Source organism: Verrucomicrobiota bacterium (assembly GCA_039027815.1).
In the GTDB taxonomy this organism is placed as follows: domain Bacteria; phylum Verrucomicrobiota; class Verrucomicrobiia; order Verrucomicrobiales; family JBCCJK01; genus JBCCJK01.
The window spans coordinates 77,853-103,934 of sequence record JBCCJK010000003.1 but is presented as its reverse complement, the minus strand read 5'-3'; the positions used below and the strand labels follow the sequence as shown (position 1 = coordinate 103,934).

Below are 26,082 nucleotides of genomic sequence, written 5' to 3'. Positions count from 1 at the left end.
TTTCTCCAACACTTCGCGCTCTTCCTTGCTCAATTCCAACGGTGCTTTCGGTCGTCCTTTTGCCATACTTGCATACTCGACCATCGGAGAAAAAGTACAAATTATCAATGATACTTTTTTCCCTAACAGGACACTAGCAGCGGTCTCATAAATAGGACGATTTCCATTCATGGAGACCGCTTTTTGAAACCGCCTAGTATTGGTGGCCCGCGACGTCCCCGGCGCGGGCCACCGGGGAAAGCTTGCTACTCTGGTTTCCGGGGGGCTTCTGCTAGGATGGTCTTCGCGATATCCCTTTGGTTCTCTGCCCTATTCATCGATGACTCCTATACACCTCACAAAGAATACGACTTCTATTTGCGAGACCGCTGCTAGGGTAGGGGCTGCATCAGCACGAAGGGGGTGACGACCGTGGCGCGGAAGCGAGGGGCGGTGGCTTGGTCCCACTGCTGGGCGTGTTGGGGACCGATTTTGACGAGGTCTCCTCGGCCCAGCCAGTCGGCCACTTGCGATGCCTTGTCTTGGTGGAAGGCGCGGGCCACGGTGGCGAGGTCGAGTTCGGGATCGACCCAGTGCAGGACTCCGCTTTCGTAGTGGGGCCGGAGGTATTTCCAGTCGATTTCCCCGGTGTATTTTTCGATTTTTTCTTCCGGACTGAGCACATCCTCCCCTAGCATTTGGTGGGGAAGAGAGGTTTCCTCTTCAGAAGACATGGCGGCGAAGATGGATTCTAGAGCTTGGTGTTATACCAACCTCCAGAATTCACTGGTAGAATGGAGGGAAGGTGATGTGGGGAAGAGGCGCTGAAGCGCGGGGAAGGGAGAGCCGGAGTCTTTCGAGCCAGCCCTGCGTTGCTCCTCGGTTACGGTGCTAGCACCGCGCCCTCGTCGCGCCTTAGTCTGGCCCGAAATCCACTCGGCCATTCTACCAGCCAATTCTGCAGCTTGGTATTTTAGAGCCGGGCGAGGGTCTGGTGGTGGAGGGCGGAGTGCCGGAGGGCGCGGACTTTTTGGATGGCGCTTTGGTGTTTTTTGACGACTTCTTGGGTTGCTTGGGAGTCGTCTGGATGGCGGGTGAGAAAACGTCCGATGTTTTGGTAGAGGTTCCCTTCTTCGCGTTCGAGGGAGTCCCGATGTGAAGTTTGTTCGGCCAGGGCCTTGGATTTCTTTCCCAGGGCGCCGGTGAGTTCGCGCATGCGGGTGCGAAGCTGGTTTTTCAGCTCCGAGAGGGCGTCTTCTTTTTTTTCGAGATCGATGCTGTGTCGATCGAACTCTTCTTTCTTGGTGTTGAGTTGTGTTTTGAGGCCGTTGTATTGGTCGCGGATTTTTGTCATGTCCGCTCGGACTGGCTCGAGCTCCGCTTCTGTCTGGCCCTCGTTTTTGAGGACGCGGAGTTTCACTTTGAGGCCGTCGAAGCGGTTTTTGATGCCTTCGGCTTCGATTTTGAGGTCTTCTTGGTCCAAGATGTTTTCATCTAGCTTGGGGAGGACCTTTTGCTTTTCTTCGTTTTTTCGGCGGATTTGGCGTTCGAGTTCTTCGGCGACTTCGGCCCGTTGGTCCTCTTTTTCCGCTATGTCCGCGTGGCTCTGTTCGATGAGTTCATCGAGCTTCACGCGTTGTTGGCGGAGGTCTTTGATTTTCCAGTAGTCGGTTGAGAGGGCTTCGATCGGCTCGATGTCTTCCCAGGCCATTTTTCCGAGGAGCTGCTCCGCCTCCACCAGCAGTTCCTGCTCTTGGTTGGCCCGCAACGCCAGTCTCTTGCGGGGTCCGGAGAAGCCGAGCTGACTGAGAATCTGATCAAGGAAGGACATGGTGCGGGGACGGCCAATCTGACCACGGGCACGAGGAAGGAAAGGGTTAATTTCGCCCGAGAAGCGCGTCGACGATTTGCGGGTCGTCGAGCGTGGTGACGTCGCCGCTGATTTCTCCCGTGCGGGTGATCTCTTTGAGCAGACGACGCATGATTTTGCCCGAGCGGGTCTTGGGAAGCCCGGGGGTGATGCGGACTTCATCCGGCCGGGCGATGGCTCCGATGACTTTGGCGACGTGCTGGCGGAGCTCGGCCCGGAGGTCGGGGCTGTCTTGGTAGCGTCCTTTGAGGATGACGAAGGCGACGATGCTCTCCCCTTTGATTTCATCTGGGCGACCGACCACGGCCGCTTCGGCCACTGCGTCGTGGTCGACCAAGGCGGATTCGATTTCGGCGGTGCCGAGCCGATGGCCGGAGACGTTGAGAACGTCGTCAATCCGACCGATGACCCAGAAGTAGCCATCTTCGTCCCGGGTGGCGGCATCGCCGGCGAGGTAGGTCCCGGGGAAGCGACTCCAGTAGACTTCTTGGTAGCGTTCGGCATCGCCATACAAGCCCTGCATGAGCGAGGGCCAAGGGCGGCGGATGACCAGGAGGCCGCGAGTGTGGGGCGGCACGGGCTGTCCTTGCTCGTCCACGATATCGGCCTCCACCCCAAAGAAGGGCAGGGTGGCTGAGCCGGGTTTCAGTGGGGTGGCTCCGGGCAGGGGCGTCAGCATGTGGGCGCCGGTTTCGGTCTGCCACCAGGTGTCCAGAATGGGGCAACGACCTCCGCCAATCTGCTGATGATACCAGTGCCAGGCTTCGGGATTGATAGGTTCGCCGACGGAGCCGAGCAAACGAAGTGAGGAGAGGTCGTGTTTTTGAGGATGGACGCGCCCCCATTTCATAAATGCCCGCACGGCGGTGGGCGCGGTGTAGAAGACGGTCACGCGGTGCCGTTCAATGATGTCCCAAAAGCGGTCTTCCGCTGGCTGATTGGGCGCGCCTTCGTAGAGGAGGGTGGTGGCGCCCTGAGCGAGCGGTCCATAGACGATGTAGCTATGGCCGGTGATCCAGCCGACGTCAGCCGTGCACCAGTAGAGGTCCTCGTCACGAAGATCGAAGACGTATTTCGTGGTGAGGGAGGCCCCGGCCAGGTAGCCGCCCGAGCCGTGGAGAATGCCTTTGGGCTTGCCGGTCGATCCCGAGGTGTAGAGGATAAAGAGGGGGTGGTTGGCGTCGAAGGCGGGCGGTGGGAAGTCGGGCGATGCGGAATCCACCACTTCGTGCCACCAAAGGTCTCGTCCAGATTGCATCGAGATTTCGCTGCCGGTGCGGCGAACCACAAGGACGCGTTTGACTTGGTCGAGGCCAGCCAGTGCTGAGTCGACATTGGCTTTCAGGGGGAGGGCTTGGCCACGGCGGAAGTTGCCGTCGGCCGTGATGATGGTTTCGGCTCCGGCGTCTTGGGTTCGCTCGCGAATGGCGTCCGCCGAGAACCCCCCGAAGATGACGGAATGCACCGCCCCGATGCGGGCGCAGGCCAGCATGGCGACGGCTGCTTCTGGGATCATGGGAAGGTAGAGAATGACGCGGTCGCCTGCTTGGACGCCCAGTTCGGTCAGTGCGGAGGCACAGCGACAGACCCGTTCATGGAGCTGGCGGTAGGTGATCGCGAGCACTTCGCCCGGTTCGCCTTCCCAGAGGAGGGCCGTTTGGTCGCCGCGAGTTTTTAAATGCCGGTCGAGGCAGTTTTCCGAGACATTCAGTTGGCCGCCCACGAACCATTTGGCGAAGGGAGGTTGCCAGTCGAGCAGGCGGTCCCAGGGCTTGCGCCAAAGGAGTTGGCCGGCTTCTCGTGCCCAGAAGGCGTCGGGATCGTCGAGGGATTCGCGGTAGAGTTCCCGGTATTGCTCCATGCTGGAGATGCGGGCGCTCGAGGCCACGTCGGCAGGGGGCGGGAACAGAGTCTGTTCGTGTTCGCTCATGGGGTGGGGGTAGGGGGTTAGACGGAGCTGGAAGAAAGCATGGGCGCTTCTCGGGACAAGGACTCTCTCGGGTGACGAGCGAGAGGGGAGAGAGCCCTGAGAACATTTGCCTTTCCCCATGTGGGGACGAGTTTAGGTTTCAGGTAATGAAGTCGATTTCCCGTTGGGCCTTTTGGTCCGTTGTGTTGCTTTCTTCATCTTGGACGCTTGATGCGATGGCCAACGGAGGGGGCTATTCTTTTGGAGCAGAATTTTCAGGAAGTGTGGCTCCTTTCCAACCGTCGGGAACCGAATATGTAGCGATCCTCGAGGAGGATCTCCAGATCGAGCTTCGGCGTGGCGTGAGTTTTGTGACGGTGCGATACAAAATGCAGAATCAGTCCAGCAAGTCCCGAAAGGTGAGGTTTGGATTTCCTGCGGAAAGTATTCGGAGCGATTTGATGTCGTTAGAACCTGTGCCCAGTCCCAACCCTTTTGAGAAAGACCTGAGAAACTATGAAATCTCTCTGAACGGCAAGGCAATCGAGAGTGAGTATCTCCCATCAGAGAAGGTATGGTCCGGCAAGGAGTTTCCAGGTGCCGAAGCCCTAAAAGGAGTTCAAGGATGGCAAGTTTCCGAAGTTCGTTTCCCCAAAAGTGACGTAGTCGAGCTGGAGATTCGCTTTCAATGTGTTCATAGCAGTCAATGGAGGACCTCCAGCGATGATGTCCATCGAGGAGCTGAGTGGTTTCGTTATCGCCTGTCAACGGGAGCGGTTTGGAGGGGACCCATTCAAAAGGGAAAGGTCGAAATCCGTGCAGTCGGAGTGCCGGCGGCGGAGGTGGTTATTGAGAGCCCTCTCGAAACCTTTCTTAAGGACCCAGAGGGAGTCTGGCGATGGGAGTTCCAACAACTAGAACCTTCCCTTGCCGATGACATTGCGATTCAGGTGTGTCCTGGTTTTTATTCCCCTTGGGGGCCTTATCTTCTCAGACAGGGCAGGTGGAGCGAGCACGTGGGCGAAGTCAGCGTGTCGGCGAGCTCTACCTTGAGTTCTGAAGAAGAAGGTCGTTATGCGGCCTCGAGGGTTTTTGAAAGGCAGGGAGTCTGGAGTGAGGGGGCGGAGGGCTCGGGAGTAGGGGAGTGGCTGGAATTTACCTTGGAAGAGCCTTCTGTCCTAGAGGGCCTCTGGATTCGACCAGGCTTTCAGACTTGGCAACGCCCTGAGCTTTTTCGTGACAACGCCCGGCCTGCTCGGCTCGATCTAGTCCTCGATGAAGAGCATGTCGTCGACGCCAGCCTTCCCGATCTAAGTGAGTCCTATTTCTTACCAATTCTCGACTGGAGAAAGCCGGTAAAGAGCGTGCGACTTATCGTGAGAGAAGTCTATCCGGGGAAGCGGTTTCCTGATCTCTGTATCAGTCAGGTAGTCCTTTACCGGTCTCTTGCGAAAGAACCTGTCTACCAGCAAGCTAGATGAACTTTCTGCCGCTTTGGTTCGCCTCCGCTTGCCTGGCGGCTGGGGAAGGGGCTCTTCCAATTCACTTGGCCGACAATCATGCGGCGAGCTTGGGCTTTTTTGCGGAGGTTTTGCCACTGGAGGCGGAGCATGTGCTGCTCTTAGTGGATGCGCATAGCGATGCTTCTGCTCCGCGGGATTTAGATGAGCTGCAAGTGGGTTTGCGCCGTGTCCAAAGTCGGGAACATCGGCGAGAGCGGGTGCGTCAATGGCGAAGGGAGGGTCGCGTGGAAGCTTTCAATTGGATCGCTCCCTTAACCCCTCAACCAATCTGCGAGATTTTGTGGCTGGTGGCCGAGGAGGAAAGCGATGAAGATGCCCACAAGCGCCGCCTCGAGATGGAACGGTTTGCCCCCGGAGAGCTGCGGGAGCGCTTTCGAGCGGCTGCGTGGGAGGAGGTCGAGTCGGGAGCCCTGGAAACTCGCGCCGTCGCAGTCAGCATTGATTTGGACGCTTTCGTGGAACTATCGGCCGAGCTCGCCGAAATTAGGCTCCAGAAAATTTGGCAGCAGGTGTTATCATTAGAAGGCTTGGCTGCGGTTAGTTTTGCTTTGTCGAGGCCATGGCAACCGGATGACGCCACGGCTTGGCGGCTTTTAGGGCAGGCGCTCGACTTGGCTTGTTCGGTTCGGAATTCACAGATTGGGTGGGAACCCTTTGGGATAGAAGGGCCAGATCGATCGCGCAAGGCGGCGGAGTTTTACCAACAAGGGTTAGAACCACCACGCTTGCAGATTGAGGAAGCACCCGCTGCGGTCCGTTCTCGGCTCTTGAGCGCGCGCGAGCGCTTGCAGGTTCTCGATCATGAAGACCGCTGGGAGGCGCTTTTGGAGAAGTGGTTGATCGAACAGGGGGAGTGGCGAATCGAGGTGAAGGGGCTTCAATATTGTCTCGACGGAGCGTGGCGGGGGCAGGGCCAAGACTGGTCGCTCCGCCTGACCGGGGGTCCTTTGGGCAGGGTCGAAAAAGTGCGATGGAAGCAGTGGGTGCCGGAGCGTGTGACCTACAATGTCCTCCCGGAACTGCCCGTAGGAAAGGTGTTCACAGGAGCGGCTCCACCGGTGATCTCGGAACGGGCTCGGGAGCTTCCCAGCGGCGGTTTGCAGCTAAAAGGGGCTCAAGGAGTCGCTTTGCTGCCAGACGAACATGGGCTGCTGCGGGTGTCTGCCGAGGTGAAGACTGATCGAGGCTGGGAACGGACACCGACCGTGGAATTGCGACTCGGTGTGAAGGAGGGTTTTCTCAAAGGATTGAGTGAGCAATTTGGATCACCTTACATTTTCGGGGCAGGGTTTCTCCGCTACGAGGACCGGACGGGCCCGGAAACACTCGCCGGAAACGATTGCGCCAACTTTCTCGTGTATGCCTGGCGGAGGTGCGGAATCCCTCTTCCATGGTGCGACCCGGGGCAGTTGCGTCGTTTTTTGGAGCCTTTGGCGAAGGAGCAGACCTTAGAAGACGAGCCTCGCTTCGAGGCAAGGGACGAAGGGCGTGGGCTGGTGATTGATCTCGGAAATCATGTCATGGCAATGTGGGAAGACCGCGGCGTGTTGGGAGCGGTGGATCGCTCTGATATGGTGGTTCATCACCTGAATGGCTTCCCCGAGAAGGTGAATTTAGGAGCCTATCTCGCTGAAAAAGGAGTGGCCAAGTTCGCTTTGTATCGCCTGCCAGAGTCGGCCGCGGCGGCGCGAATCGCTTTCGGAGGAGATGTGATGCTGCGAGATGGAGAACAGGTAGATTGGGAGGCTCGACTGGCCGATTTGGAGCAAGCTGACTACCAGATCTTGAATCTAGAAGGCACTCTCGGGCCGAGAGAGGAGGAAGGGTCTTATCGGTTTCGCTTGCAGGAGGGACTTGCCCGAGAGTTGGCTGCCCATGGAATCGATGCGGTTTCCCTTGCGAACAATCATCTGGATGACTTCGGTGAGGCGGGGCTCCATTCGACCCTGGCACGTTTGCGCGATGCGGGGATCGCCTTTTTCGGTGCCGGTGTGAATCTGAAAGAAGCTGTTCGTCCGTTGAGGCTCGAGAAGGGCAAGGTCAGTCTGTTTGCAGTCAGTTGCCTCGAATCTGAGTTAGCCGCAGAAGAGGAGCGAGCTGGACTTTTGCTTTTGCCCGATCACGCACACCACTTAGCAGAGGCCATCCAAAAGGAAAGGCGTGCAGGAAGGGCGGTTCTTGCGATGGTTCATTGGGGTAAGGATCATGGTCCTGAGCTGACTCTATCGCAACGAAAATGGGCAAAGTGGTTGGTGGGGCAAGGTGTGAGAGAGGTCATCGGAACGGGGCCTCACCTTCCACAAGCGACCGATTTTTGGCGAGGTGTGCCGATTCACTTTTCGTTGGGAAATTTCGCCTTCCCCAAAATGGATGGAGCCGAATTTGTGGGTCGGATCGAGGAGGTCGCTGTGGGACGACGTTTCCATAACCTTCGTGTGGAGTAGAAGAATCCCGAGCCTCGAAGAAGCTTCGAAGCCGAGAGGGAGAGGTAGATTTTCGTGAGGCAGGTCATGGGTCCACGCCGGGGTTCACAGGGGATGCCTCGCCTTTTGAGGATTGGACTTGGGCTGGATGAGTGCAACCTTTGGGCTGCGCTACTGCTGGGTTTCGCTGGGCCATTCTAGGAGGAAGAAGTGGCGTTGGAGGGTGGATTCTTGGAAGAGGGCGACTTTCAGAGGGGCCGCGAAGGGTGCTTCTACGATGAGCAGCGTGGGCTGGGAGCTGCCAGCTTGCCCGATTTCGATCCAGTAGGCGGCGGGGCTTTCGGCGGTTTCTTGGACGGCTTCGAGCAGGGCATCCAGCTCTTCCCCCATGGCCAGGCGGGCGAGCTGCGCTCCCACGGCTTCGCCGTAGAGGGTGGCTTCTTCCGGGCTGGCTGCCAGCTCCACCAAGGTGATTCGACGGGCGCCCAGCTCGATGTCGATGGCTTCGGCGAGGGCGGAGCGGAGGCGGAGCGGGGCGATGGTTCGACGGGCCGAGAGGGCGGCCCGCTTTTGGAAGCTGGAGGCGCGCTGGTTTTGGAGCAGTTCGCTGGCGGTCCGTGCCACGCTTTCGATCCCTCCGCTCAGGAAGATTTCGATGAGGGGGGTGGGCTCGGTCCGCTTGGGGTCGAGGTCGAGCACGACCCGGAATCCAAGGCGTTCGCTCCGCTGCTGCACGCCGATGGTTTCGCGACGTGAGAGGTCGAGAAGCTCTTGCAGGTCGTCCCCTTCACGGAGAGGAGGAAGGCGCCAGGCGCTTCCGCGGGCCACGCTTTGGCTGGATTGGTTGGTGGGCGGGAGACAGAGTTCCTGCACGTTGGCTGCCAGGTCGTAGAAGCCATTCCAGGGGTCCGATTTGCCAACCGGAGCGAGACCAGGAAAGAGGTCCTGGTGGTTTTCCAGGCGAGCGGTTTGGCTGGCATCGGCTTCCTGGCCCGGGAAGTTTTCGGTGACGAAGGCGAGGGGCCAGCGGTTGGAGCCGGGGTAGAGAGGGGCGTGGTAGAGGGGGCGATTGGTGGGAGGGATGCCGGCGGGTTCGGAGAGGTCGAGAAGTTGGCTCCATTCGCTGTCGGTAGGGAGTCGGTAGCGGCTTTCGGAGTCGATTTCTCCCAGACGACGCGAGAAGAGGGTGAGCCAGTCACAGAAGGCGCTGGCTTCCTGGATGTTGATGAAGGTGGCCGGGGCGCGGGGGGAGAGGGAGCCGAAGGTGCTCCGGGTGCGCTCCCGCCAGGTGGCGCCGATTTCGGTGCCTTGCTCGGTGAGGGTGGCGGTGAGGAAGGCTTGGTAGTCGCTGACGCGCGTTTCCCAGATGGAGGCGAGCACGGTTGGCTTGCAGGGGAGGGGCCGAAAGCGCTGGCCGAGGGAGTTTTCCCAGGAGCGGGCGGCGGTGGGTGCGGGGAGTTTGCTGTAGAGTTCGCCATTGCGGGTGAAGCGGACGATTTCCAAGGCTTGGAATTCGCGCAGGAGTCCGACGTTGTCTGCGGGTGAGTCTTCGAAGGTGAGGGTTTCCAGCGGCATGCCGACGGTGGGGCCGAGGTTTTCGACTTGGCTGTCGGCAAAGCGGAGTTCTTTCAGGGGGAGACCTTGCAGGGGGGAGAGGTCGCTCACGGCGGTGCCGGTCAGGTCGAGGGAGGTGAGGGGGAGCGAGGAGAGGGCGGAGAGGTCGCGGAGTTCTTCGTGCTCGCTGAGGTCGAGGGCGAGGCCTTTTTCTTGGATGCGGTAACGAGGGGACCAGCGGGTTTGCTGGGGGTTGTCTTGCTGGAGCTGAAGGAGGGTGGCTTCGACTTCTTCGGCTTGGCGAAATTCGGGCCGAGCGAGGAGTGCTTGGGCGGCTTTGCTTTCGGGATCGCGGGCCAGCATGGCGGCCAGGTGCTCTCGGGAGGTGGCCACGAGTCCTTGGCGCAGGGCGTCTTCGGCCGCCAGGAGGTCCTGCTGGTCGGTAGTGAGCTGCCCACGGAGGCCATCGAGGGCTGCTTGGAGTTCTTGGCTGTCGGGCGGGAGGCTGAGTTGGGCTTCCTGGAGCAGGGCCAGTCCGCTTTCGTGTTCGCCTTCGCTTTGTAGAATCCCCATGAGCTGGGCGATGCCCTCCCCACTGCCGGCGGCCGTCATGGTTTGCATGAGGGTCTGGATGGCGCTGAGGGCTTCCTCACGGTTTCCATTTTCAAAAAGCTGGCTGGCCGCTTCGATCCGCTCCATGGCCTGGGCCAGCGATTCTCCGAAGCTGGCCGGCGGGGGTGGTGGCTGATCGCTTTCCTGGGCTTGGAAGGCGAAGATGGAGATGCCTACGCCTACCGAGAGGCCGAGGGCGGTGAAGAGGAATTTGAAGTTTTTGGGCGTGAGCGCCAGGCGGGTAGGCTCTTCTGCGACTTCCATGGTTTCGCTGGCGCGCTTGGGGGTGTCGCGCGCTTCGGGCGCGGCTCGGCGGAGCGAGAAGTGGCGGTTTTCGAGGTCGTCCCGGAGTTGCGCGATGGCCTGGTAGCGCTCTTCGCGATTTTGGTTCGAGGCGCACAGCAGGATGCTGTTGATGTCAGCGGCCTGGGGCTCACCCCGCAGCGGGAGTTTGGCCGACCAGGAATTCGGGAGGCGACCGGTGATCATTTCCTGCGCGAGGAAGCCGAGTCCATGGACGTCGCCAATGGCGTCGCTCTCAGAGGTTTTGCCCATCGTGATTTCAGGCGGGAGGTAGCGTTCGAGGCCGGCTAGGGGATGCCCTTGGGCGGCTTCAGGGCGGCGATGGAAGAGGCGGGCAGTCAGTTCGGCCGCGACCAGGCCGGAGAGCTTCGGGGTATTTCGTTCATCCAAAAAGACGAGGTCGGGGCAGACGCAGCCGTGGCCGTGGCCGAGGGCCTGGGCGGCCTCTAGGGGCGGGCAGAGGGCCCGCACCAGCGCGAGGGTGTCGTCGAGGCTGGGGCGGGCGGCTTGGATGCGATGTCGGAGAGGTTGCCCGGTCGGGAGGTCTTCCACGAGCGCCCAGCTGGAGCCGCTTTCGCGAAAGCCCAAGAGGCGTCCGAGGGAGGGGTGCTGGAGTTGGCTGGCTAGCGCGATGCGCTCCCGATAGGCTTGGGCGAGAGCTTCGTCTCCCGAAAGGGGGTCGAGGAGGAGGTGGACGAGGAAGGTCTGGCTTCCGTCGGGCACTTGCGCCGTGTAGAGGCTGGCCAAGCCATTGCCGCCGAGGCAATTCCAGGAGGTGAGTTCGGGAAAAAGCTGCTCAGGGGCGACGGACATGGTGGGTCAGCAAGCGAGACCGGCGCAAGGTGGCCGTGGCCAGCGGTCCGGGCAAGCAGGGAGTGGTCGATTCCCCGTCAGTCGAAGACCACTGTTTTGTTGGCGTAGGAGAGAATGCGGCGTTCGACCTGCCAGCGCACGGCCTGGCTGAGGGCGAGCTTTTCTAGGTCTTGCCCTTTGCGGACCAGATCGGACACGGTGTGACGGTGGCTGATGCGCTCGACCGCTTGGTGGATGATCGGCCCATCGTCGAGCACTTCGGTGACATAGTGGGCGGTAGCCCCGATCAATTTCACCCCCCGGGTGTGGGCCTGGTGATAGGGACGGGCCCCGGCGAAGGCGGGGAGGAAGCTGTGGTGGATGTTGATGACGGGTTTCTGGAATTTTTCCAGAAAGTCTCCGCTGAGAACCTGCATGTAGCGGGCGAGGACGGCGAAATCGACTTGGGCTTGGGAGAGGATCTCTTGCTGCTGGGCTTCGGCTTCTGGCTTGGTGTCGGCGGTCACGGCGACGTGGTGGAAGGGCACACCGTAGTGATCGCAGGTCTCTTCCCAAAGGTCGTGATTCCCGATGACGGCCACGATTTCGCAGGGCAGGTCTTTCGATTGCCAGCGGAGCATGAGGTCATGAAAGGCGTGTCCTTGCTTGGAGACAAAAAGGGCGACCCGTGGTCGATCGCTCGCCAACCAGGCGCCCGCTTCCATGCCTTGGGTGCGAGCGAATTCCCGGAAGGCGCTCGCCTGTTCACGGAGAGCGGCTTCTTCCAATTTTTCTTGGCTCCATTCGACTCGTTGGAAGAAGATGCCCAGTTCGCTATCGCGGTGCTGGTCTGCGTGAATGATGCTGCCTCCATTCGAGAAGATCCAGGTGGAGACGGCGCTCACGATGCCCGGTTTGTCCGGACCGTGGAGGAGGGCGATGAGGTTCATGACAAGTTCCAAAGGTCCGGGGTGGCAAGTTCGAGGCTGTTTTGGGCCGGATCGCGAAAGTAGAGCGAAAGGCCGCCGTTCGGCCACCGAATTTCGCGTTCGAGAGGGATGGCTTCGCTGGCCAGCTTGGCGCGCCAAGTGACCGCTTCTTCGTGATGCATGCGGAAGGCGAGGTGGCCTGGGCCGTAGGCTCCGTGGGTGGGCACATCGATGGAATCGCCGTCGCCCGAGTCTTGGCTGGTGCGGTCTGGCTGGAAGAGCAGCAACATGGAGTGCTCTAGCTTCAGGAAGAGGTGCCGGCCCGGTTCCTTGTGTTCCACTTCCAAGCGGAAGAGCCGGGTGTAGAAGGCCTCAGCTCGGTCGATGTCATCAACATAGAGGATGCTTTCGAGCACAGTCATCGCAGGTATGACCTAGGGCTCCTCGAGGGAAGGGCAAGGAATTCAATTCACTCGGGGCTCGCTGGAGTCCTCGGCCGCCGGAGTGGGGGCTTCTTTCGCGCTGGCGGAGGCGGCCGGGTGGGCATCCTCTTTGGGCTTGTTTCCCTGGGCTTTCGGCGTTCGGGGCTGCTTGTGCACGATGGCGAGGGAGCCGTCCTCAAATTGGCTGACCAACCCTTCTTGAAGGAGCCAGCGGACATCCCGCAGGAGGTGGACTTCTTCCTCGCTCAGTTTGGGCGCTTCCTCGCCTGGGGCGGTCGGGGTGCCGAGTGCGGAACCGGGCTGAAGAGCGTCTACGATGTCCTTGAGGACGGTTTTTTTGCGTCCTTTGAGGAAGGTGAGAATGGAGCGGAGCCGATCGGAGACCGGGGTGCTGTCGTCGAAGTATTTTGGACGCACGTGACTGGCATAAACGATCCCTCCGAACTTGAAGAACCGAATACCCTGTGCTTCCAACTGCTGGCAAAGAATTTTGACGAGGTCCATGGGGTTCTTGCGCAGGCGTTCGGTGACGCCCTTCACCAGTTGCAAGAGGTCGGGCGAGAGCAGTTTGCCGGGAATCTCCCCCGAGGTCCGGCTGGAGGGCAGCAGATCAAAGACCTTTTCGAAGTGGTTTTCCGCGAAATGCCGTTCGAGTTCCCCGGAGGTGGCGAGGAGGAATTTCGGCTCGCTCGCTTCAAGGGGAGTGGATTCCACGGGGGCGGCACTTTCCGGCGGGGAAGGGCTTTCCTCGGACGGAGCGAGGGGGGCTTCGGTGGCGGGTTCCCCCTCGGAGGCAGCCGCTTCCTTGGCTTTCTCTGGTTTGGGAGGAGCAGGGAACCACTGTTTTTGGGTCTTCATCTGGGCGACCCATTCCGCCACTTTTTCTTCATCCCGTACGAGTTCGACCTTGGATTTGTAGCGCTCGAAGGGCATGCGAGAGAAGTGCTCCCGATGACGCTTGGCGAGGAGAGTTTGGTAATCGTGGTAGTTCGGCGGGCAAATGAGTTCTCCGCTGAGTCCGCAAACGGCCACCGCTTGGAAGCTGCCTTTGGGGCCTTCGGTTTCGGTTTCGTGGACACGGTAGAAGTCGCCAAACCAATCGGCTTTCCAGAGGTGGCGCAGAGCTTCCGTTTTGGAGAGCCAGAGGGACCCATCGCGTTGGCAGCGGTAGATTTCGGTGCGGGCTTTTCCTTCGGGCTTGGGGCTTTGCTCGAAGTGCAGCCAGTAGCGATCTTTTCCGCCCAAGACCAGTCGGGCGAGGTCGAAGGCCGGAAAGGCGCGGCCGCTTTTCTTGATCTGCTCGGCGAGCGCGATGATGCCGGCCTTTTTGGGCTTCACCCGGAGGCGGAAATTGGGGAGCTGCGGGAGGGGAGTGAAGCGCGGTTCTTGGCGATCAGGACGACCGGCCCCTCGCTGTGGTCGCCGTTCCTGGCGATCTCGCGGGCCTTCTCGCCTCCGATTCGAAGCGCGCTCCGGGCGAGGTCCACGAGAACCGCCGCCGCCCCCAGGCTCCCGCCGCCGGTCCCCATCGCGGCCTTTCCGCTCAGGCGGAGCCTCGTAGTTTTCATACTTACTGGTTTCCGCGGGGGCCTTGGCCCAGTCGGGCATGAGGTCCAGCGTGTTGAGATCGAGACCTTTTTCAGAGCTCATGGGTGGGAGCGAAGGTGGTTGCCTCCGCGAAGGAAGAGAAGTGGTGCAGGAATTCGTCCCCCTACAAAGTGCTGGGGGCAAAAGAAAAGTTGGAACAAATTCCTGCGGAAAAAACGGGCATTTTGCCTTCTAGGGCTCCGTTGAGGCCTTGAAATTCTTATTTTTGAGAATAAATAAAGTAAACTTCCATAAAAATAAGAAAATAGTTTGATGATATTTATGAAAATAATACAATTAGGCCGCGCACGAGGGTTTCAAAATCGTGCTTCGTCCCATGCCTACCTTCAATCCGTTTCAAAAGTGCAAGCGCCCTGGCTGTGCTGGTTTCACCTTGGTGGAACTGGTTCTCTCGGTGGGGGTGATTGGTATTTTGGCGGGACTGGCGGTGATGCTCTTAGGCGGGGCCCGGGCGGAGAGCGAGAGGACGCTCTTGGATCACCAGGTGAGAGAGTTGAATGCGGCGGTCAAGGTCTACCTGGCTTCGGGTGGTTCCTTTGATGAGGACGCTGAATTGGACGAGGTGATTGCCAAGCTGAAAACCCGGGCCCATCAGGATCAGCAAGTGGTCGGGTTTTCGGGTTCGGTGGTCGACAAGCGTTTGACTCCCGTCTGGCAGGAGAGCAACGAGGCGTCTTCTTCTGAGAGGCGGGTGGTCTGGAGTGCCGACAAGGCGCAGTTCGAGTTTGCCACGACTGGGCCCGGGGTGAAACGCTTCGCTCTTTTGGCGGCCACCGCCATGCAAGCCGGGGATGCCCAGGAAGTGCGGGAGCAGCCTGTGGTCTATGCTTCGGAGGACAACTGGGTCTGGGATTTCAGCGAGTCCGCCGCTCCCCTCGGCCCCATCGCCCCCGCAAATGAGGAGACGACCCCCGCGGGCACCCCAGGCGGAGGAGGATCCATCAGCACGCCGGGCAACCTTTTGCCACCGGTCATCTCGCCCTCGACGGGGGAATGGGCCTACGAGGACTTTCCTTTGACGGTCTCCATCGCTCACCCCAATCCCACCGGAAGCTCGGTCCTGCATTACAAGCTAGGGGAGGGGGATTGGTCGATTTACTCGGGACCCATTCTGGTGGGACCGAGTGTCGAAGTGCGGGCGTTTTGTCAGACTGCAAATTCGCAGCATTGGGAAAATAGCATCGTGGTCTCCGAGCGTTACGAGAGTCTGGTGCAACGCTTTTCCGGTTCGGCCAGTGGTCGCTTCCGCGATGCGGAGGGCCCGACGGATATGGTCTACGAGATTCTCGAAGAGGGGAGCCGTTTCGAGTATGGGCTGCCTTACTCAGCGGGCGGCTTTGATGAGCCGAACTCGCTCGTCTTCACCGGGGCGGAGTTCAGCGAAGTCCGCCCGGATGAAAGGTTCAAGCTTGGCACCTTGGATTATTTCAATGGCACGATTTACTCGCTGACTGAAGCCCAGCAAGTGACGCTGGATGTGACGGTCGATTTCACGGTGCCGGCGGTGACGGAGACCTTCAGCTTCGACCTCGAGCTGGAATCGACGACCAACTACTATGTCAGCTTGGACGACGATGCCGATTTCGTACGCATGGGCAATCTCAGTAGTGACTTCCAGACAACCCTCAATGGGAAGCAGTATCGGGTGGAATTGCAGTTCGGCTATGAGGGGGAGAATGGCTTTGCGACAGTCAGCGAATTTCACGTGCACGAGGGCAAGTCGGCCAGCGGCGACATTTATGCCACATTCATAGAGATCGAGTCGGAGGAGGAGAGCGAGCCAGAAGACGGCGGCGGCACCTACGCCAGCCCCTGCGGCCTCTATGACATTCCTCCCGGCCTCCCGGCCTACAGCCCGCTTTCCATCTCATGGGTCAAGCACTGGAATGGCACGGGCTCGACGGAGTGGAGTCTGACCAACCCCAATTCCGTTCCGCTCAACTCCACTCCGGACACCAAGATCCGCTACAACCTCACCGTCTACGATGACTACCATGCCCTCGGCAATGTGCTGCAATCGGCCGAAGGCTGGGATAATGGCAATCCCAATCCGCTGAACTCAGCCTACGCCAAGAGCCTGAAGGTGGAGTGGTATCTGGTCATTGGCGGCATCGCGACCGAGATCCTAGGTTGTGATATCGCCAATGCCGATGGGGTGCCCTTGGGAGGGCAGGACGAGGAAATCCCTGATCCGGAACCCCAACCTGAACCCGGGCCGACGCCTGAACCGGAGCCGAGCCCACAGGATCGCCAATTTGCCGCGCACACGCTTCCCGGACGGATTGAGGCGGAGGATTACGATACGGATGGAGCGGGGCAAGCTTACGTGGATCCAACTTCCGGAAATAGTGGAGGGAGCTACCGCGATGAGGATGTGGACGTGGAGGGCTCGAGTGAGGGGGCCTACAATGTGGGTTGGATCGCCAACGGAGAGTGGCAGGATTACACAGTGGAAGCCACGCCGGGCCGCTACAACATCCATGTGCGGGTGGCTTCGGCGCAAGGCGATCCCGGTAATCTCAGCGTGGCCTTAGCGGGGCAGACCTTGGCCACGTTTGAGGTGCCGGGGACGGGTGGCTGGCAAAGTTGGACCACCTTGAGTGTCGAGAACGTCCAGGTGGATGCGAGCGGCTTTGTCGAGCTGCGCCTCAATCACGGAGGTGGCTACAATGTGAACTGGATCGAGTTCGAAGAGATGGTTCCCGAGCCAGAACCGGAGCTGGAGATCGCTCCCTTGCGGCCTCTTCATTCCTACGACCAATACTCGAACAGTATTTGGATCGTGGAGAACGACAATATCAATCCTGTGATAAGCAATCCCCACACCCGCTTGAAATTCAATTGGAGAGCCTACAAGCGAGGGCAAGTCGTAGCCTCGGGGCAGGGTCGGGATCAGAGCGGTAGTGTCGTGATTTGGACGCCAGAAGCGAGACGCTTCGTGGTGGAGTGGTATACCGAGGCCAATGGCGTTCAGTCCGAGATTCTCGGAACCGCCACCGCCATCAACGATTGAGCTTCCTTATACCAAGCTCCAGAATTCACTGGTAGAATGGAGGGGAGGTGTTGTGGAGAAGAGGCGCTGAAGCGCGGGGAAGGAAGAGCCGGTGTCTTTCGAGCCAGCCCTGGGTTGCTTCTCGGTTACGGTGCCTGCACCGCGCCCTGGTCGCGCCTTGGTCTGGCCCGAAATCCACTCGGCCATTCTACCAGCCAATTCTGCAGCTTGGTATTAGAAGAGAGCCCGGCTAGAGAGCCTGGGCCAGCCAAGGAAGGGTCCGGCCGGCCTCGAAGGGGATGACCTCGTCGGGCGCTATCCCATATTTTGTAGGGACGGAGTGGTCCGATTTTACCAGATGGATTGTTTTCTCGGGAAGGGGGGGGAGGGTGTAGTTCGCTTGGGCGTTATCGCTCACGAAGGCTTGCAGGTTTTCGAGGGCGTGATGCTCTGCAAAGAGTTCGGCGAGCCGCGCCAAGGCGAGCGGCGCGGTGAAGCATCCGGCGGCGCAACCACAGGATTCCTTGGCGTGGCGCGGATGAGGGGCGCTATCGCTGCCGAACATGAGCTTGGGGTGGGCGGCGAGGGCGGCCTTCAGGAGCGCCTCGCGGTCCTCCGGCCTTTTGACAATGGGTTTGCAGAAGAGATGCGGACGAAGTGGGCCACCAGCGAGGTCGTCGAGGGTGAGGAGGAGGTGCTGGAGGGTGACGGTGGCAAAGAGATTCTCATGCTCATCCAGGAGCGCCACGGCCTGGGCTGTGGTGATGTGTTCCATGGTGATCTGGAGCTTGGGAAATTTACGGGCTAGGTGATCGTAGATGGAGAGAAATTCAGCCTCCCGGTCCATGACGAAGCCGTGGGTCTCTCCGTGGACCAGGAGCCGGATGCCCATTTCCTCCATGCGCTTGAGGGTGGGTTCGGCGTCGTCCATGGCTTGGACGCCGGCCTCGCTGTTGGTGGTGGCGCCGGCGGGATAGAGTTTGATCCCGATGATTTCGCTCCGGGCGGTGGCCAACTCCGCTTCGCTGTAGTCGCGGAAGAAGAGGGTCATGAAGGGGACAAACTGGTGTCCATGACTTTGGACGGTGGTTTCGATCTGGCGGCGATAGCTGAGTAGGCGCTCGAGATGGTCCACTGCCGGCACCAGATTCGGCATGATGACGGCGCCGGCGAAGGTTTCGCTGGAGAGCGGGGTCACCAGTTGTTGCATGCTGCCCTCGCGGAGGTGGAGGTGCATGTCGAGGGGCTGAAAGAGTTTCAAGTTTTCAGTTTGCAGTGTTCAGTGAAGAGAGCGCCTCCTCGAGGCGTTGGAGGAGGAGGGCTTGGGGTTCTTGGCCGACGGAGAGGCGCAGGAGGTGCCGGGAGACTCCGCAGAATTCAGCCCATTCCAGCTCGCGATAATGAGCGAGCTGGGTGTAGGGACTGAGCAGGCTGAAGTTCGTGCCGAGGCTGGGACCTTTGCACCAGGCGATCTCGTCGTAGAAGCGGGGGGTCGTTTTTTGGGGGTCTTTCAGGACAAACGAGAGAAGACCGCCGAAGCCACCTTTTGGTTGCATGAGTTCCTGGTAAGAGGGGCTTTGATCCGGGTAGTAGACTTCCTCGACGGCGGGGTGGGTGCGTAGGAAATGCGCGAGAGCCTGGCCGCTCTCGTTGGCCCGGTGCATGCGCTCTAAGAAGTCGCGGCTATTCTTTTCCAGGACTTCGGCGTCGAGCGGGTGGAGGGGAGTCGCGGAATCGTTGGCGAAAAATTCGCGAAAGAAGTCGGCGTGGGGGCTGGCCGGATTGACGATGAGGGAGCCAGCCAGAACGTCTCCCCCGCCGGAAAACCACTTGGTGAGACTGGTGGAGACGAGGTCGGCGTGGGGCAGGAGGGAGAGGTTGGCCACGCTGGTGAGGGTGTCGTCCAGGATGAGGGGTGATTTTCGATAGGCGATCCTCGATTGGAGATCGGTTAGGTCGAGGGTGCGCAAGAGGGGGTTGCTGGGAACTTCGGCGAAAATGGCGGCGGGCGGAGTGTCGCTCTCAATCCATTCGAGGGCGTGCTCGAGGGCGCTCCCGGTGGCACAGGGATAGAAGCGGACGCCCGGGCTGAACTGCTCTTGAATTTTGAGGAGATCGACGTAGGGAAATTCGAGGTGGAGGGTTTCCTGGCCGGGATGGAGGGCGGTGACAGCCCGCAGGGCAAGGAAGAGGGAGGCCATACCACCGCTGGTGAGGAAGATGTGGTCCGCTGGAACACCGTAGAGCTGGGCGAGTCGATTGCGGATGATTTTTGATTTTTGATTTTCGGTGGCCGACTTTTCTGGGGCTTTGCCTTCGAGGTAGGATTCAGCTTGGCGGCTGGAGAGGATCTCTCCGGTGTGTTGCCAGTAGCGGAAGGCGTGCGGGAAGTCCTGCTCTTGGACGAGAAGGGCGTGGCAGTCCTGGTAGTCGGTGGGGGAGATCCAAACGACCGCGTCTGCGTTTTGGTGAAGGACGAAATGGCCGGCGCGGCTGGCGGCTTCTTCGCAAGGGAAGAGGAGGGCGCGTTCGCCCGGCTGGCCAAGTTCTGCTTCCACTCGGGAGCAAAGCTGGGCCACGATGGGGTGGAGGACGAAGCGGGGGTAGCCGGTTTGCAGTTGATTGAAGACCTGAGGGTCCTTTTCCTCGTAGCCGATGATGCTTTCCCAGGTGGGCAAGGTGACCGAACAAGCATGCGGACTATCCGGCAGGGGCTTCCCAAGATCCTCAGGTCGATGATGAGTGGGCTGGGATAGGTCGCTCACGGGATGAGTCCATGCACTTTCGCTAGGGGGAAGTCAATCGCTGTGGGTGGGAGGCAAAAAACCACCCTCCTCAAGCCCTCTCAGACGGGCTCCCTCTGTGATGGGCAAACTCCTTGAGCATCAGCAGGCCAAGGTAACAATCGGAATCTGAAATTTGATTCTTGTTGACTGACCCCTTTTGGATTGACTGACCCCTTTTGGATGACCCCTCGGCTTGCTCCTCGATCTTCTCGTAAGACGATGGGAAAACGCCCTCGGAATCGTGGAGCAAAGCACGCGAATCTTGGCTCGCTAGAGAGCGCTCCGGCCCGGCCTTGATCTCATTCTAAATCGCGGCCTCGACCGTTTTCGCCGTATCGTAGTATTCGCGAAATTCGACGATGAGACCGTCCTTCATCCGATACGAGTCGAGCTTCGGTGTCTCCACGACCTTTCCGGTCGCGCCATGTTTCCAAGCGCATTCGCAAATCACGATGTGACGCTCACCCTCCGAGACGATTTCCTCCACCTTGTAGTTCACCAACTCCCATTTCGCCGCAATATCCTGGAAGTAACCCAGCACTTCGTGTTTGCCCGACCGGGAGCGGGAGAACTCCATCCCGGGACGACCCTCGCCCAGAGACTTCCAATCGATATCGTCCGCGAGCAGTTCTAAAAAATACTCCACCGCCGCCGGGTCCGCCGCCGCCCAAAGTTCATATCCATACCTGAGTTTTTCGCGGTCCGCTTCCGTGCTCATCGAGGCCACCGTATTCCTTCGCCATCACTCGAATCAAGTAGCATTGGTCGACCAGTCCCATTTTGTTCAACCGTCGTCGCGATCCACCGACTTCCGCGCGTGCGCCCTTGTGTTCGTCCAAGACCAAAATGGCGAGTCAGGCAGGCAGCTGGAAGGAAGAGCGGCCAGCCCTGAAGGTTGATCGGGGCCGGAAAGCAATTTCCCAGCTCCTCGGTTCTGGCATCACTGCGAAATCATCCCGAATTTTCTAAATCGTGCTGAAACTATCGGGCGGGGCTTCTCGTGGCTCAGGGATAGAGGCATCGAGATCGGTGCCCGAAAACGAAATTGAAAAAACAAACAATGAAAAATCTAGCTCTTTTGATGTCCATGGCTGCCTTGGCAGCCACTCAGGGATTTGCAGCAGGTCACGCAGCGGTTTCCGGTTATGCTCTGTCGGATGATGGAGAAACGCTCGTCGTGATGGGCGATGTGAATTCCCCTGGCGACGTGGTGATCTACAGCTTGGCATCACCCTTGCAGGCAATTGCCTGGCGTCCCGTGACTGGCGAACTCTTGGGCTTCTCCGATGGTATGATTGCGACGATTGATCCGATGTCTGGTGAGATGACCGATCTGAAAGCCATATTCATGAGTGACGCGATAATCGGCGAGGGCAAGATGGTCGCGTTTGACTTCAACAACAAAATCGACGCGGTGCGCGCGGTGACATCGGCGGGGGACAATCTTGTCTACTTCCCCGATGGCTTCGGTGACAATGATGAGCGCGCCGGTTCCGTGCGCCGGTTCACCAACCTAGCGTATGCGGAGGGTGACTCCATGGCAGGCACCACGCCGATGATCTTCGCCAATGCGTATACCAACGCCATCAACGGCAAGACGGCTGGTTCGACGTTCCAATATGCGCTCGATGCCGCAACCGACACGCTGGTGAGCTTGGCCAACAATGCCGGCACTTTGGAGACCATCGGCAAGATCACCGTTGATGGTGCCCCTGTGGATCTGGCTCCGATGGGTGGTTTCGACATCGTCTCGCCCGAAGAAGGCGAAGACATGGCGCTTGCGATCCTGCAACTGGAGGGGGCGGCGTCGGCTGGTCTCTACGAGATCGATCTCGAAACGGGCGCGGCAACTCTGAAGGCCGATCTCGGGATGGGCGGTATTACCGGCTTCGCGGCATCGCTCGGCAAATAGCCTTCGAGGCAAGGTAGAAAGTCAGTTGCTACCTGCTCGGGATAGCCCCGGCGGCAAGAGTTTGCCGTGCGGGGCTATTTCGGTTAGTCATTTGGAGAAGCGTTTTGAACGGCTTCCGACCCAAGTGACGGAACGCGAGGACATCGAAGAACTGATTGGCAAGGTCGCCCTCGGCGACCGGGCTGCACTGGCCGCGCTCTACGATGCTACGAGCGGGAAACTATTCAGTGTGTGTCTCGGTGTTTTGAAGAGCAGGGACGAAGCGGAGGAGGCACTGCAAGACGTGTATCTCCGCATTTGGACCAAGGCTGGGAGATACGCGGTTACGGGCCATTCTCCAATGACGTGGCTCATTACCGTGGCAAGAAATCTGTCGATTGACCGGCTCCGGGCGAGAAAAGTCAATCACGTGGACCTCGACAGCGTCGGTGAACTTGTCGAAAAGCGACCGGGGCCGGATGCGGCAAGTATTGCGGCGTCGGAACAGCGCCGAATCAGCGCCTGTTTCGAAGAGCTGCCGCCCGACCGGGCCGATGCGGTCCGCGCTGCCTATCTCGACGGGGTGACGTATCAAGCGCTTGCAGACCGCTTTGAGGTGCCGCTCAACACGATGCGAACCTGGCTGCGCCGTAGTCTCATCTCTTTGAGGGAATGCCTGTCGCGATGAGTGACCAAGAGGACATCCCTGAAGACGAGGCGCTGGCGGCCGAATACGTCTTGCGTCTGCTGGACGTGGACGCGGAGCGGGCCTTCGAAACGCGGCTTCAGACTGAAGCGGAGCTGCGTGAGCTGGTGCGGTTTTGGGAGGCCGAGTTCGCAGCTTTGGCTTCCGATTCTCCAGACGAGGTTCCTTCACCTTCGGTCAGAGCGAAGCTGGTCGCCGAACTGAGTGGTGAGGACGCCCGTCCCGAGCGTCGATGGCCTCGGGGTTTGCTGGCGTTTTCCGCCTTGGCCGCGGTTGCGGTTCTCGCGTTCCTTGCCTTCAGCCAAATGCGGCGGGGCCCGGCATTTGATCCAACGCTCCATGCCACCCTGATCTCGGAAGACGGTGCAGTCCATATCGAGGCCGGCTATGCCCCTACCGGAAACCTATTCAAGGTCATTCCCGAACAAGGTGCGCCCGCGACCGGCCGGGATTTTGAGCTTTGGGTGATCGGCGCGAAGGCTGATGCGCCGGTGTCCCTGGGCGTAATTCCGACGGATCGGGAAAGCTTGTTCGAGATCGCTCCCGAGATGGCAGCCTTGATCGACGGTGGAGTATTAGCCGTTTCGGAGGAACCCGAAGGCGGCTCGCCAACCGGCGCGCCGACCGGGGCGATTTTGGCGACCGACGAATTCTTCGACGCCGACTTATTTCAGGCGAGCTGACACTCTTTGAAACCGCCTAGTATCGGTGGGCCGCGACGTCCCCAGCGCGGCGGGGGCGATGAGCCGATTCGCAAACCACTCACCCACCCAAGGCCTTTCCGGCTATCGATCACTTGGGTAAGGCTGCACCCAGAACAAGAAGTCTCCCCCCACCGCGCCGGGGACGTCGCGGGCCACCGGGGAAAGCTTGCTACTGTAGTTTTCGGGGGACTTCTGCTAGGATGGTCTTCGCGATATCCCATTGGTTCTTTACCCTATTCATCCATGACTCCTATACACCTCACAAATAATACGACTTCTATTCGCGAGACCGCTTCTAGTTTCCCCACAAGTAAGCGGCTGTTCTTTGCGCTTGACGATCAGATTGCCTCACGATAACGGCAGACGTGAGGAGATTTTCTGCCGCTGCCTTAGTTTTGGCCATGAGCTTCATTTTGTGCTCTTGCGAGACAACTGACACAACCGGCCTAGCCACACCGGCTGCCAATGGGTTGGCGACCAATACCGACGGACAACCAGTTCTGATGCCATCACCCAGCTCGGCGACCAATCAGATCCAGAAGAAGAAAACAAAAACTGAGGAGAGAATTGGTCGCGCCGCCGACGGAGCGATCGTGAAGACGACCGAATCCTCGTCGACCTCGGCATCCCTGGACTTCTCCGGACTGGTAGGTTCGGGGGCGGCTCGCGCATTTCCCGGCCCTTCAGCCTACGTTGGAAAATGGAATGTAGTGCAGGCCGATGGGAAACGTTGCACCATGACCCTCCAAGCAAACAAAATCCCGGCGACCAACCAATATAGGCTGACGACCGGAGGTTGTTTTCACGAGGATTTGTTCGGTATTTCCAGGTGGAGTCTGGAGGGATACAATCTCGTCATTCAAGATGCCTTCGGGGATAAGCGTCATTCCCTCAGCGTCACTGGTCCCAATGTGTTAAAGGGCGGCGGGCTGACCCTGACACGTTGAGAAACTTTTTGCCTCCCCAGCGCTACCACTCCTCTGGAGGCGCTGCCTGCGGATCGGTCCCCTCTGGTTTGGTTATTGGAAGTGGCTCAATGGTTTCCATCTCAAAGGGCGGCCACGGCCAATGGGAAACCGGCACCTTATACCAACCTCCAGAATTCACTGTTAGAATGGAGGGAGGGTGGTGTGGGGAAGAGGCGCTGAAGCGCGGGGAAGGAAGAGCCGGTGTCTTTCGAGCCAGCCCAGCGTTGCTCCTCGGTTAGGGTGCCTGCACCGCGCCCTCGTCGCGCCTTGGTCTGGCCCGAAATCCACTCGGCCATTCTACCAGCCAATTCTGCAGCTTGGTATTAGGCGAAGGCTTGTGCGACATCTTCGAGGAGGTCTTCCATTGCCTCAATGCCGACGCTGAAGCGGATGAGGGAGTCGGTGATGCCGACTTTTTCGCGCACGGCTTTGGGGACGGAGGCGTGGGTCATGCTGGCGGGGTGGCAGATGAGGCTTTCGATGCCGCCGAGGCTTTCGGCGAGGGTGAACCAGCGGAGGGCTTTGGCTCGTTCGAGTGTTTCTTCGAGCGGGAGGCCGAAGTCGGCGATGACGATGCCGCTGCCGCCGGTCATTTGTCGCTCGGCGAGGGCGTGCTGGGGGTGGCTTTCCAGGAAGGGGTAGCGGACGAGGGGGGCTTGGAGGTCGCTTTCGAGGTAGCGGGCGAGGCTGAGGGCGTTTTCGCTGTGGGCTTTCATCCGGAGGGCTTCGGTGCGAGCGCCGCGTTGGATGAGCCAGCAGTCGAAGGGGGCGGGCTGGAGGCCGAGGGCTTTTTGGGAGAAGAGCAATTTCTCGTTCCACTCGGGATCGTGAGTGGCGACGGCGCCGCCGAGGGCGTCGGAGTGGCCGTTGGTGTATTTGGTGAGCGAGAGGAGGCTCAAGGTGGCTCCCAGTTCAAGGGGGCGCTGTAAGAGGCTGGAGGCGAAGGTGTTGTCGACGACGAGAGGTGCGCCTGCCTCGTGGCAGACGGAGGCCACGCCTGCGATGTCGATGATTTTTAGGAGGGGGTTGGTGGGGGTTTCGATCCAGACGAGAGCGGGGTTCTTTTCTGAAATGGCTTGCCAGGTGCCTTCGTGAGCGAAGTTGAGGTATTCGACTTGGACCCCGAATTTTGCGAAGACTTGGGCGAAGAGGCGGTAGGTGCAGCCGTAGATGTTTTCCTCGGCCAGGACGAGGTCACCACTTTTTAAGGTGGAGACGATGGCGGTGATGGCGGAGACGCCGCTCGCGAAGGCGGTGGCGTGCGAGGCGCTTTCGAGAGAGGCGACGACTTCCTCGAGGTTTTGGAAGCTGGGGTTGCCGCTGCGGGTGTAGTCGAAGCCTGCGGGATTTCCATGTGCAAAGGTGCTGGTCAGCCAGGGTGGCGGCATGACGGCGCCGGTCTCCCCTTTGTAGCGCTGGCCGAGATGGATGGCGCGGGTGGCGGGTCGAGGCTGGGAAGGTTCGCTCACGGTTCGTCCCCTTGCACTGCGGGGCCAGGGAAGTCAAAGCGGTCTTTTGGGGAGGAGATTCTCGCGTTTTTCAGGTTTCAGGGTTCGGGGTTCGTCGGTGATCTGGTCTTGGTAGAGACGACGTTGTCGGGGGCTGCCTACGGCTTGGAGCACTTTGTCGAGGGTGCGATTGACTTGGCTGGCGTTGATTTCGGTGAGGTGTTGGGTGAAATCGCTTTCGATGACTTCTCGGTAGATGGGCCAAGCATCCAGGAGGGCTTGGCGACCCCGTTTGGTGAGGACGGCGTAAAAGCTCCGACCGTCTTTTTCGTTGGGCTCCCTCCGAATGAGCCCGGCCGCGGTCAGACGTTTGACTCGCCGGGAGAGTCCGCTGTGGCTCAGGAGGGTGGCATCGGCCAGCTCGCCCATGCGCAGGCGATGGTCCGGTTCGTCGTTCAATGCCATGAGCACGTCATACCATTCGAAAGGGATGCAATGGGAGGCTTTGAGAGCCACGTCGACCCGCCGGGTGACAATGGCGTGCGTGGTGAGCAACAAGCGCCAGGCGACGTGTTGGGGATTGGACAAGGTCCTGCGGGCGACCGTCGACTCAGGCATGGGTTTGTGGCCGAGTCTCTGGGA

Annotated in this window: 19 protein-coding genes; 7 read left to right on the top strand and 12 right to left on the bottom strand. The window is 59.7% G+C overall.

Translation table 11 applies throughout. The features are described 5' to 3' along the window. Window positions 1-371 precede the first annotated feature (371 nt). The 3 genes from AAF555_02205 to acs form a co-directional block, all read right to left on the bottom strand. Window positions 372-713, bottom strand: coding sequence for a DUF2288 family protein (locus tag AAF555_02205; GenBank protein ID MEM6910371.1), 342 nt, complete (start codon window positions 711-713; stop codon window positions 372-374). A 239-nt stretch (window positions 714-952) separates the two neighbouring features. Beyond that, on the bottom strand, window positions 953-1,810 hold the full coding sequence (locus AAF555_02200; protein ID MEM6910370.1) for a hypothetical protein: 858 nt from the start codon (window positions 1,808-1,810) through the stop codon (window positions 953-955). 46 nt (window positions 1,811-1,856) lie between these two features. Beyond that, window positions 1,857-3,779, bottom strand: a complete 1,923-nt coding sequence (gene acs, locus AAF555_02195) for an acetate--CoA ligase (protein MEM6910369.1) — start codon at window positions 3,777-3,779, stop codon at window positions 1,857-1,859. 146 nt (window positions 3,780-3,925) lie between these two features. On the opposite strand from acs, the gene AAF555_02190 reads away from it, so the two are divergent. Continuing rightward, window positions 3,926-5,239, top strand: a complete 1,314-nt coding sequence (locus AAF555_02190; protein ID MEM6910368.1) for a DUF4424 family protein — start codon at window positions 3,926-3,928, stop codon at window positions 5,237-5,239. Beyond that, window positions 5,236-7,725 carry a CapA family protein gene (locus tag AAF555_02185; protein ID MEM6910367.1) on the top strand — a complete coding sequence of 830 codons (2,490 nt, stop codon included), beginning with the start codon at window positions 5,236-5,238 and terminating at the stop codon, window positions 7,723-7,725. The genes AAF555_02190 and AAF555_02185 overlap by 4 nt, the downstream gene beginning before the upstream one ends. Before the next feature lie 150 nt (window positions 7,726-7,875). Here AAF555_02185 and AAF555_02180 read toward each other — a convergent pair whose 3' ends face one another. The 4 genes from AAF555_02180 to AAF555_02165 form a co-directional block, all read right to left on the bottom strand. After that, window positions 7,876-10,986: an SUMF1/EgtB/PvdO family nonheme iron enzyme gene (locus tag AAF555_02180; GenBank protein ID MEM6910366.1), complete on the bottom strand. Its 3,111-nt coding sequence runs from the start codon at window positions 10,984-10,986 to the stop codon at window positions 7,876-7,878. Between the two features lie 77 nt (window positions 10,987-11,063). Next, complete coding sequence (purU, locus tag AAF555_02175) at window positions 11,064-11,915, bottom strand: formyltetrahydrofolate deformylase (protein MEM6910365.1); 852 nt, start codon at window positions 11,913-11,915, stop codon at window positions 11,064-11,066. Then, window positions 11,912-12,316, bottom strand: coding sequence for a VOC family protein (locus AAF555_02170; GenBank protein ID MEM6910364.1), 405 nt, complete (start codon window positions 12,314-12,316; stop codon window positions 11,912-11,914). Before AAF555_02170 ends, purU begins: the two co-directional genes overlap by 4 nt. A 42-nt stretch (window positions 12,317-12,358) precedes the next feature. Further along, on the bottom strand, window positions 12,359-13,987 hold the full coding sequence (locus tag AAF555_02165) for a hypothetical protein (protein MEM6910363.1): 1,629 nt from the start codon (window positions 13,985-13,987) through the stop codon (window positions 12,359-12,361). Between the two features lie 274 nt (window positions 13,988-14,261). On the opposite strand from AAF555_02165, the gene AAF555_02160 reads away from it, so the two are divergent. Further along, window positions 14,262-16,958 (top strand): choice-of-anchor K domain-containing protein, encoded by a 2,697-nt coding sequence (locus AAF555_02160; protein MEM6910362.1) that lies wholly within the window; start codon window positions 14,262-14,264, stop codon window positions 16,956-16,958. A gap of 229 nt (window positions 16,959-17,187) precedes the next feature. Here AAF555_02160 and pyrC read toward each other — a convergent pair whose 3' ends face one another. From pyrC to AAF555_02145, 3 genes are all read right to left on the bottom strand, one after another. Next, window positions 17,188-18,198, bottom strand: coding sequence for a dihydroorotase (pyrC, locus tag AAF555_02155; protein ID MEM6910361.1), 1,011 nt, complete (start codon window positions 18,196-18,198; stop codon window positions 17,188-17,190). Window positions 18,199-18,202: 4 nt separating this feature from the next. Then, entirely contained in the window at window positions 18,203-19,702 is a 1,500-nt protein-coding gene (locus tag AAF555_02150) for a PLP-dependent transferase (protein MEM6910360.1), read from the bottom strand. A gap of 325 nt (window positions 19,703-20,027) precedes the next feature. Then, on the bottom strand, window positions 20,028-20,441 hold the full coding sequence (locus AAF555_02145) for a nuclear transport factor 2 family protein (protein MEM6910359.1): 414 nt from the start codon (window positions 20,439-20,441) through the stop codon (window positions 20,028-20,030). A gap of 327 nt (window positions 20,442-20,768) precedes the next feature. On the opposite strand from AAF555_02145, the gene AAF555_02140 reads away from it, so the two are divergent. From AAF555_02140 to AAF555_02125, 4 genes are all read left to right on the top strand, one after another. Further along, window positions 20,769-21,635 (top strand): DUF4394 domain-containing protein, encoded by an 867-nt coding sequence (locus tag AAF555_02140; GenBank protein ID MEM6910358.1) that lies wholly within the window; start codon window positions 20,769-20,771, stop codon window positions 21,633-21,635. 124 nt (window positions 21,636-21,759) lie between these two features. Continuing rightward, entirely contained in the window at window positions 21,760-22,302 is a 543-nt protein-coding gene (locus AAF555_02135; protein MEM6910357.1) for a sigma-70 family RNA polymerase sigma factor, read from the top strand. Further along, window positions 22,287-23,003, top strand: a complete 717-nt coding sequence (locus AAF555_02130; GenBank protein MEM6910356.1) for an anti-sigma factor — start codon at window positions 22,287-22,289, stop codon at window positions 23,001-23,003. Before AAF555_02135 ends, AAF555_02130 begins: the two co-directional genes overlap by 16 nt. A 422-nt stretch (window positions 23,004-23,425) precedes the next feature. Then, entirely contained in the window at window positions 23,426-23,971 is a 546-nt protein-coding gene (locus AAF555_02125) for an AprI/Inh family metalloprotease inhibitor (protein ID MEM6910355.1), read from the top strand. Between the two features lie 344 nt (window positions 23,972-24,315). Here AAF555_02125 and AAF555_02120 read toward each other — a convergent pair whose 3' ends face one another. Then, window positions 24,316-25,461, bottom strand: coding sequence for a PLP-dependent transferase (locus AAF555_02120; protein MEM6910354.1), 1,146 nt, complete (start codon window positions 25,459-25,461; stop codon window positions 24,316-24,318). Window positions 25,462-25,494: 33 nt separating this feature from the next. Further along, the gene (locus tag AAF555_02115; protein MEM6910353.1) at window positions 25,495-26,058 is read right to left on the bottom strand and encodes a helix-turn-helix domain-containing protein; all 564 of its coding nucleotides are present in this window, start codon (window positions 26,056-26,058) and stop codon (window positions 25,495-25,497) included. Window positions 26,059-26,082 lie beyond the last annotated feature (24 nt).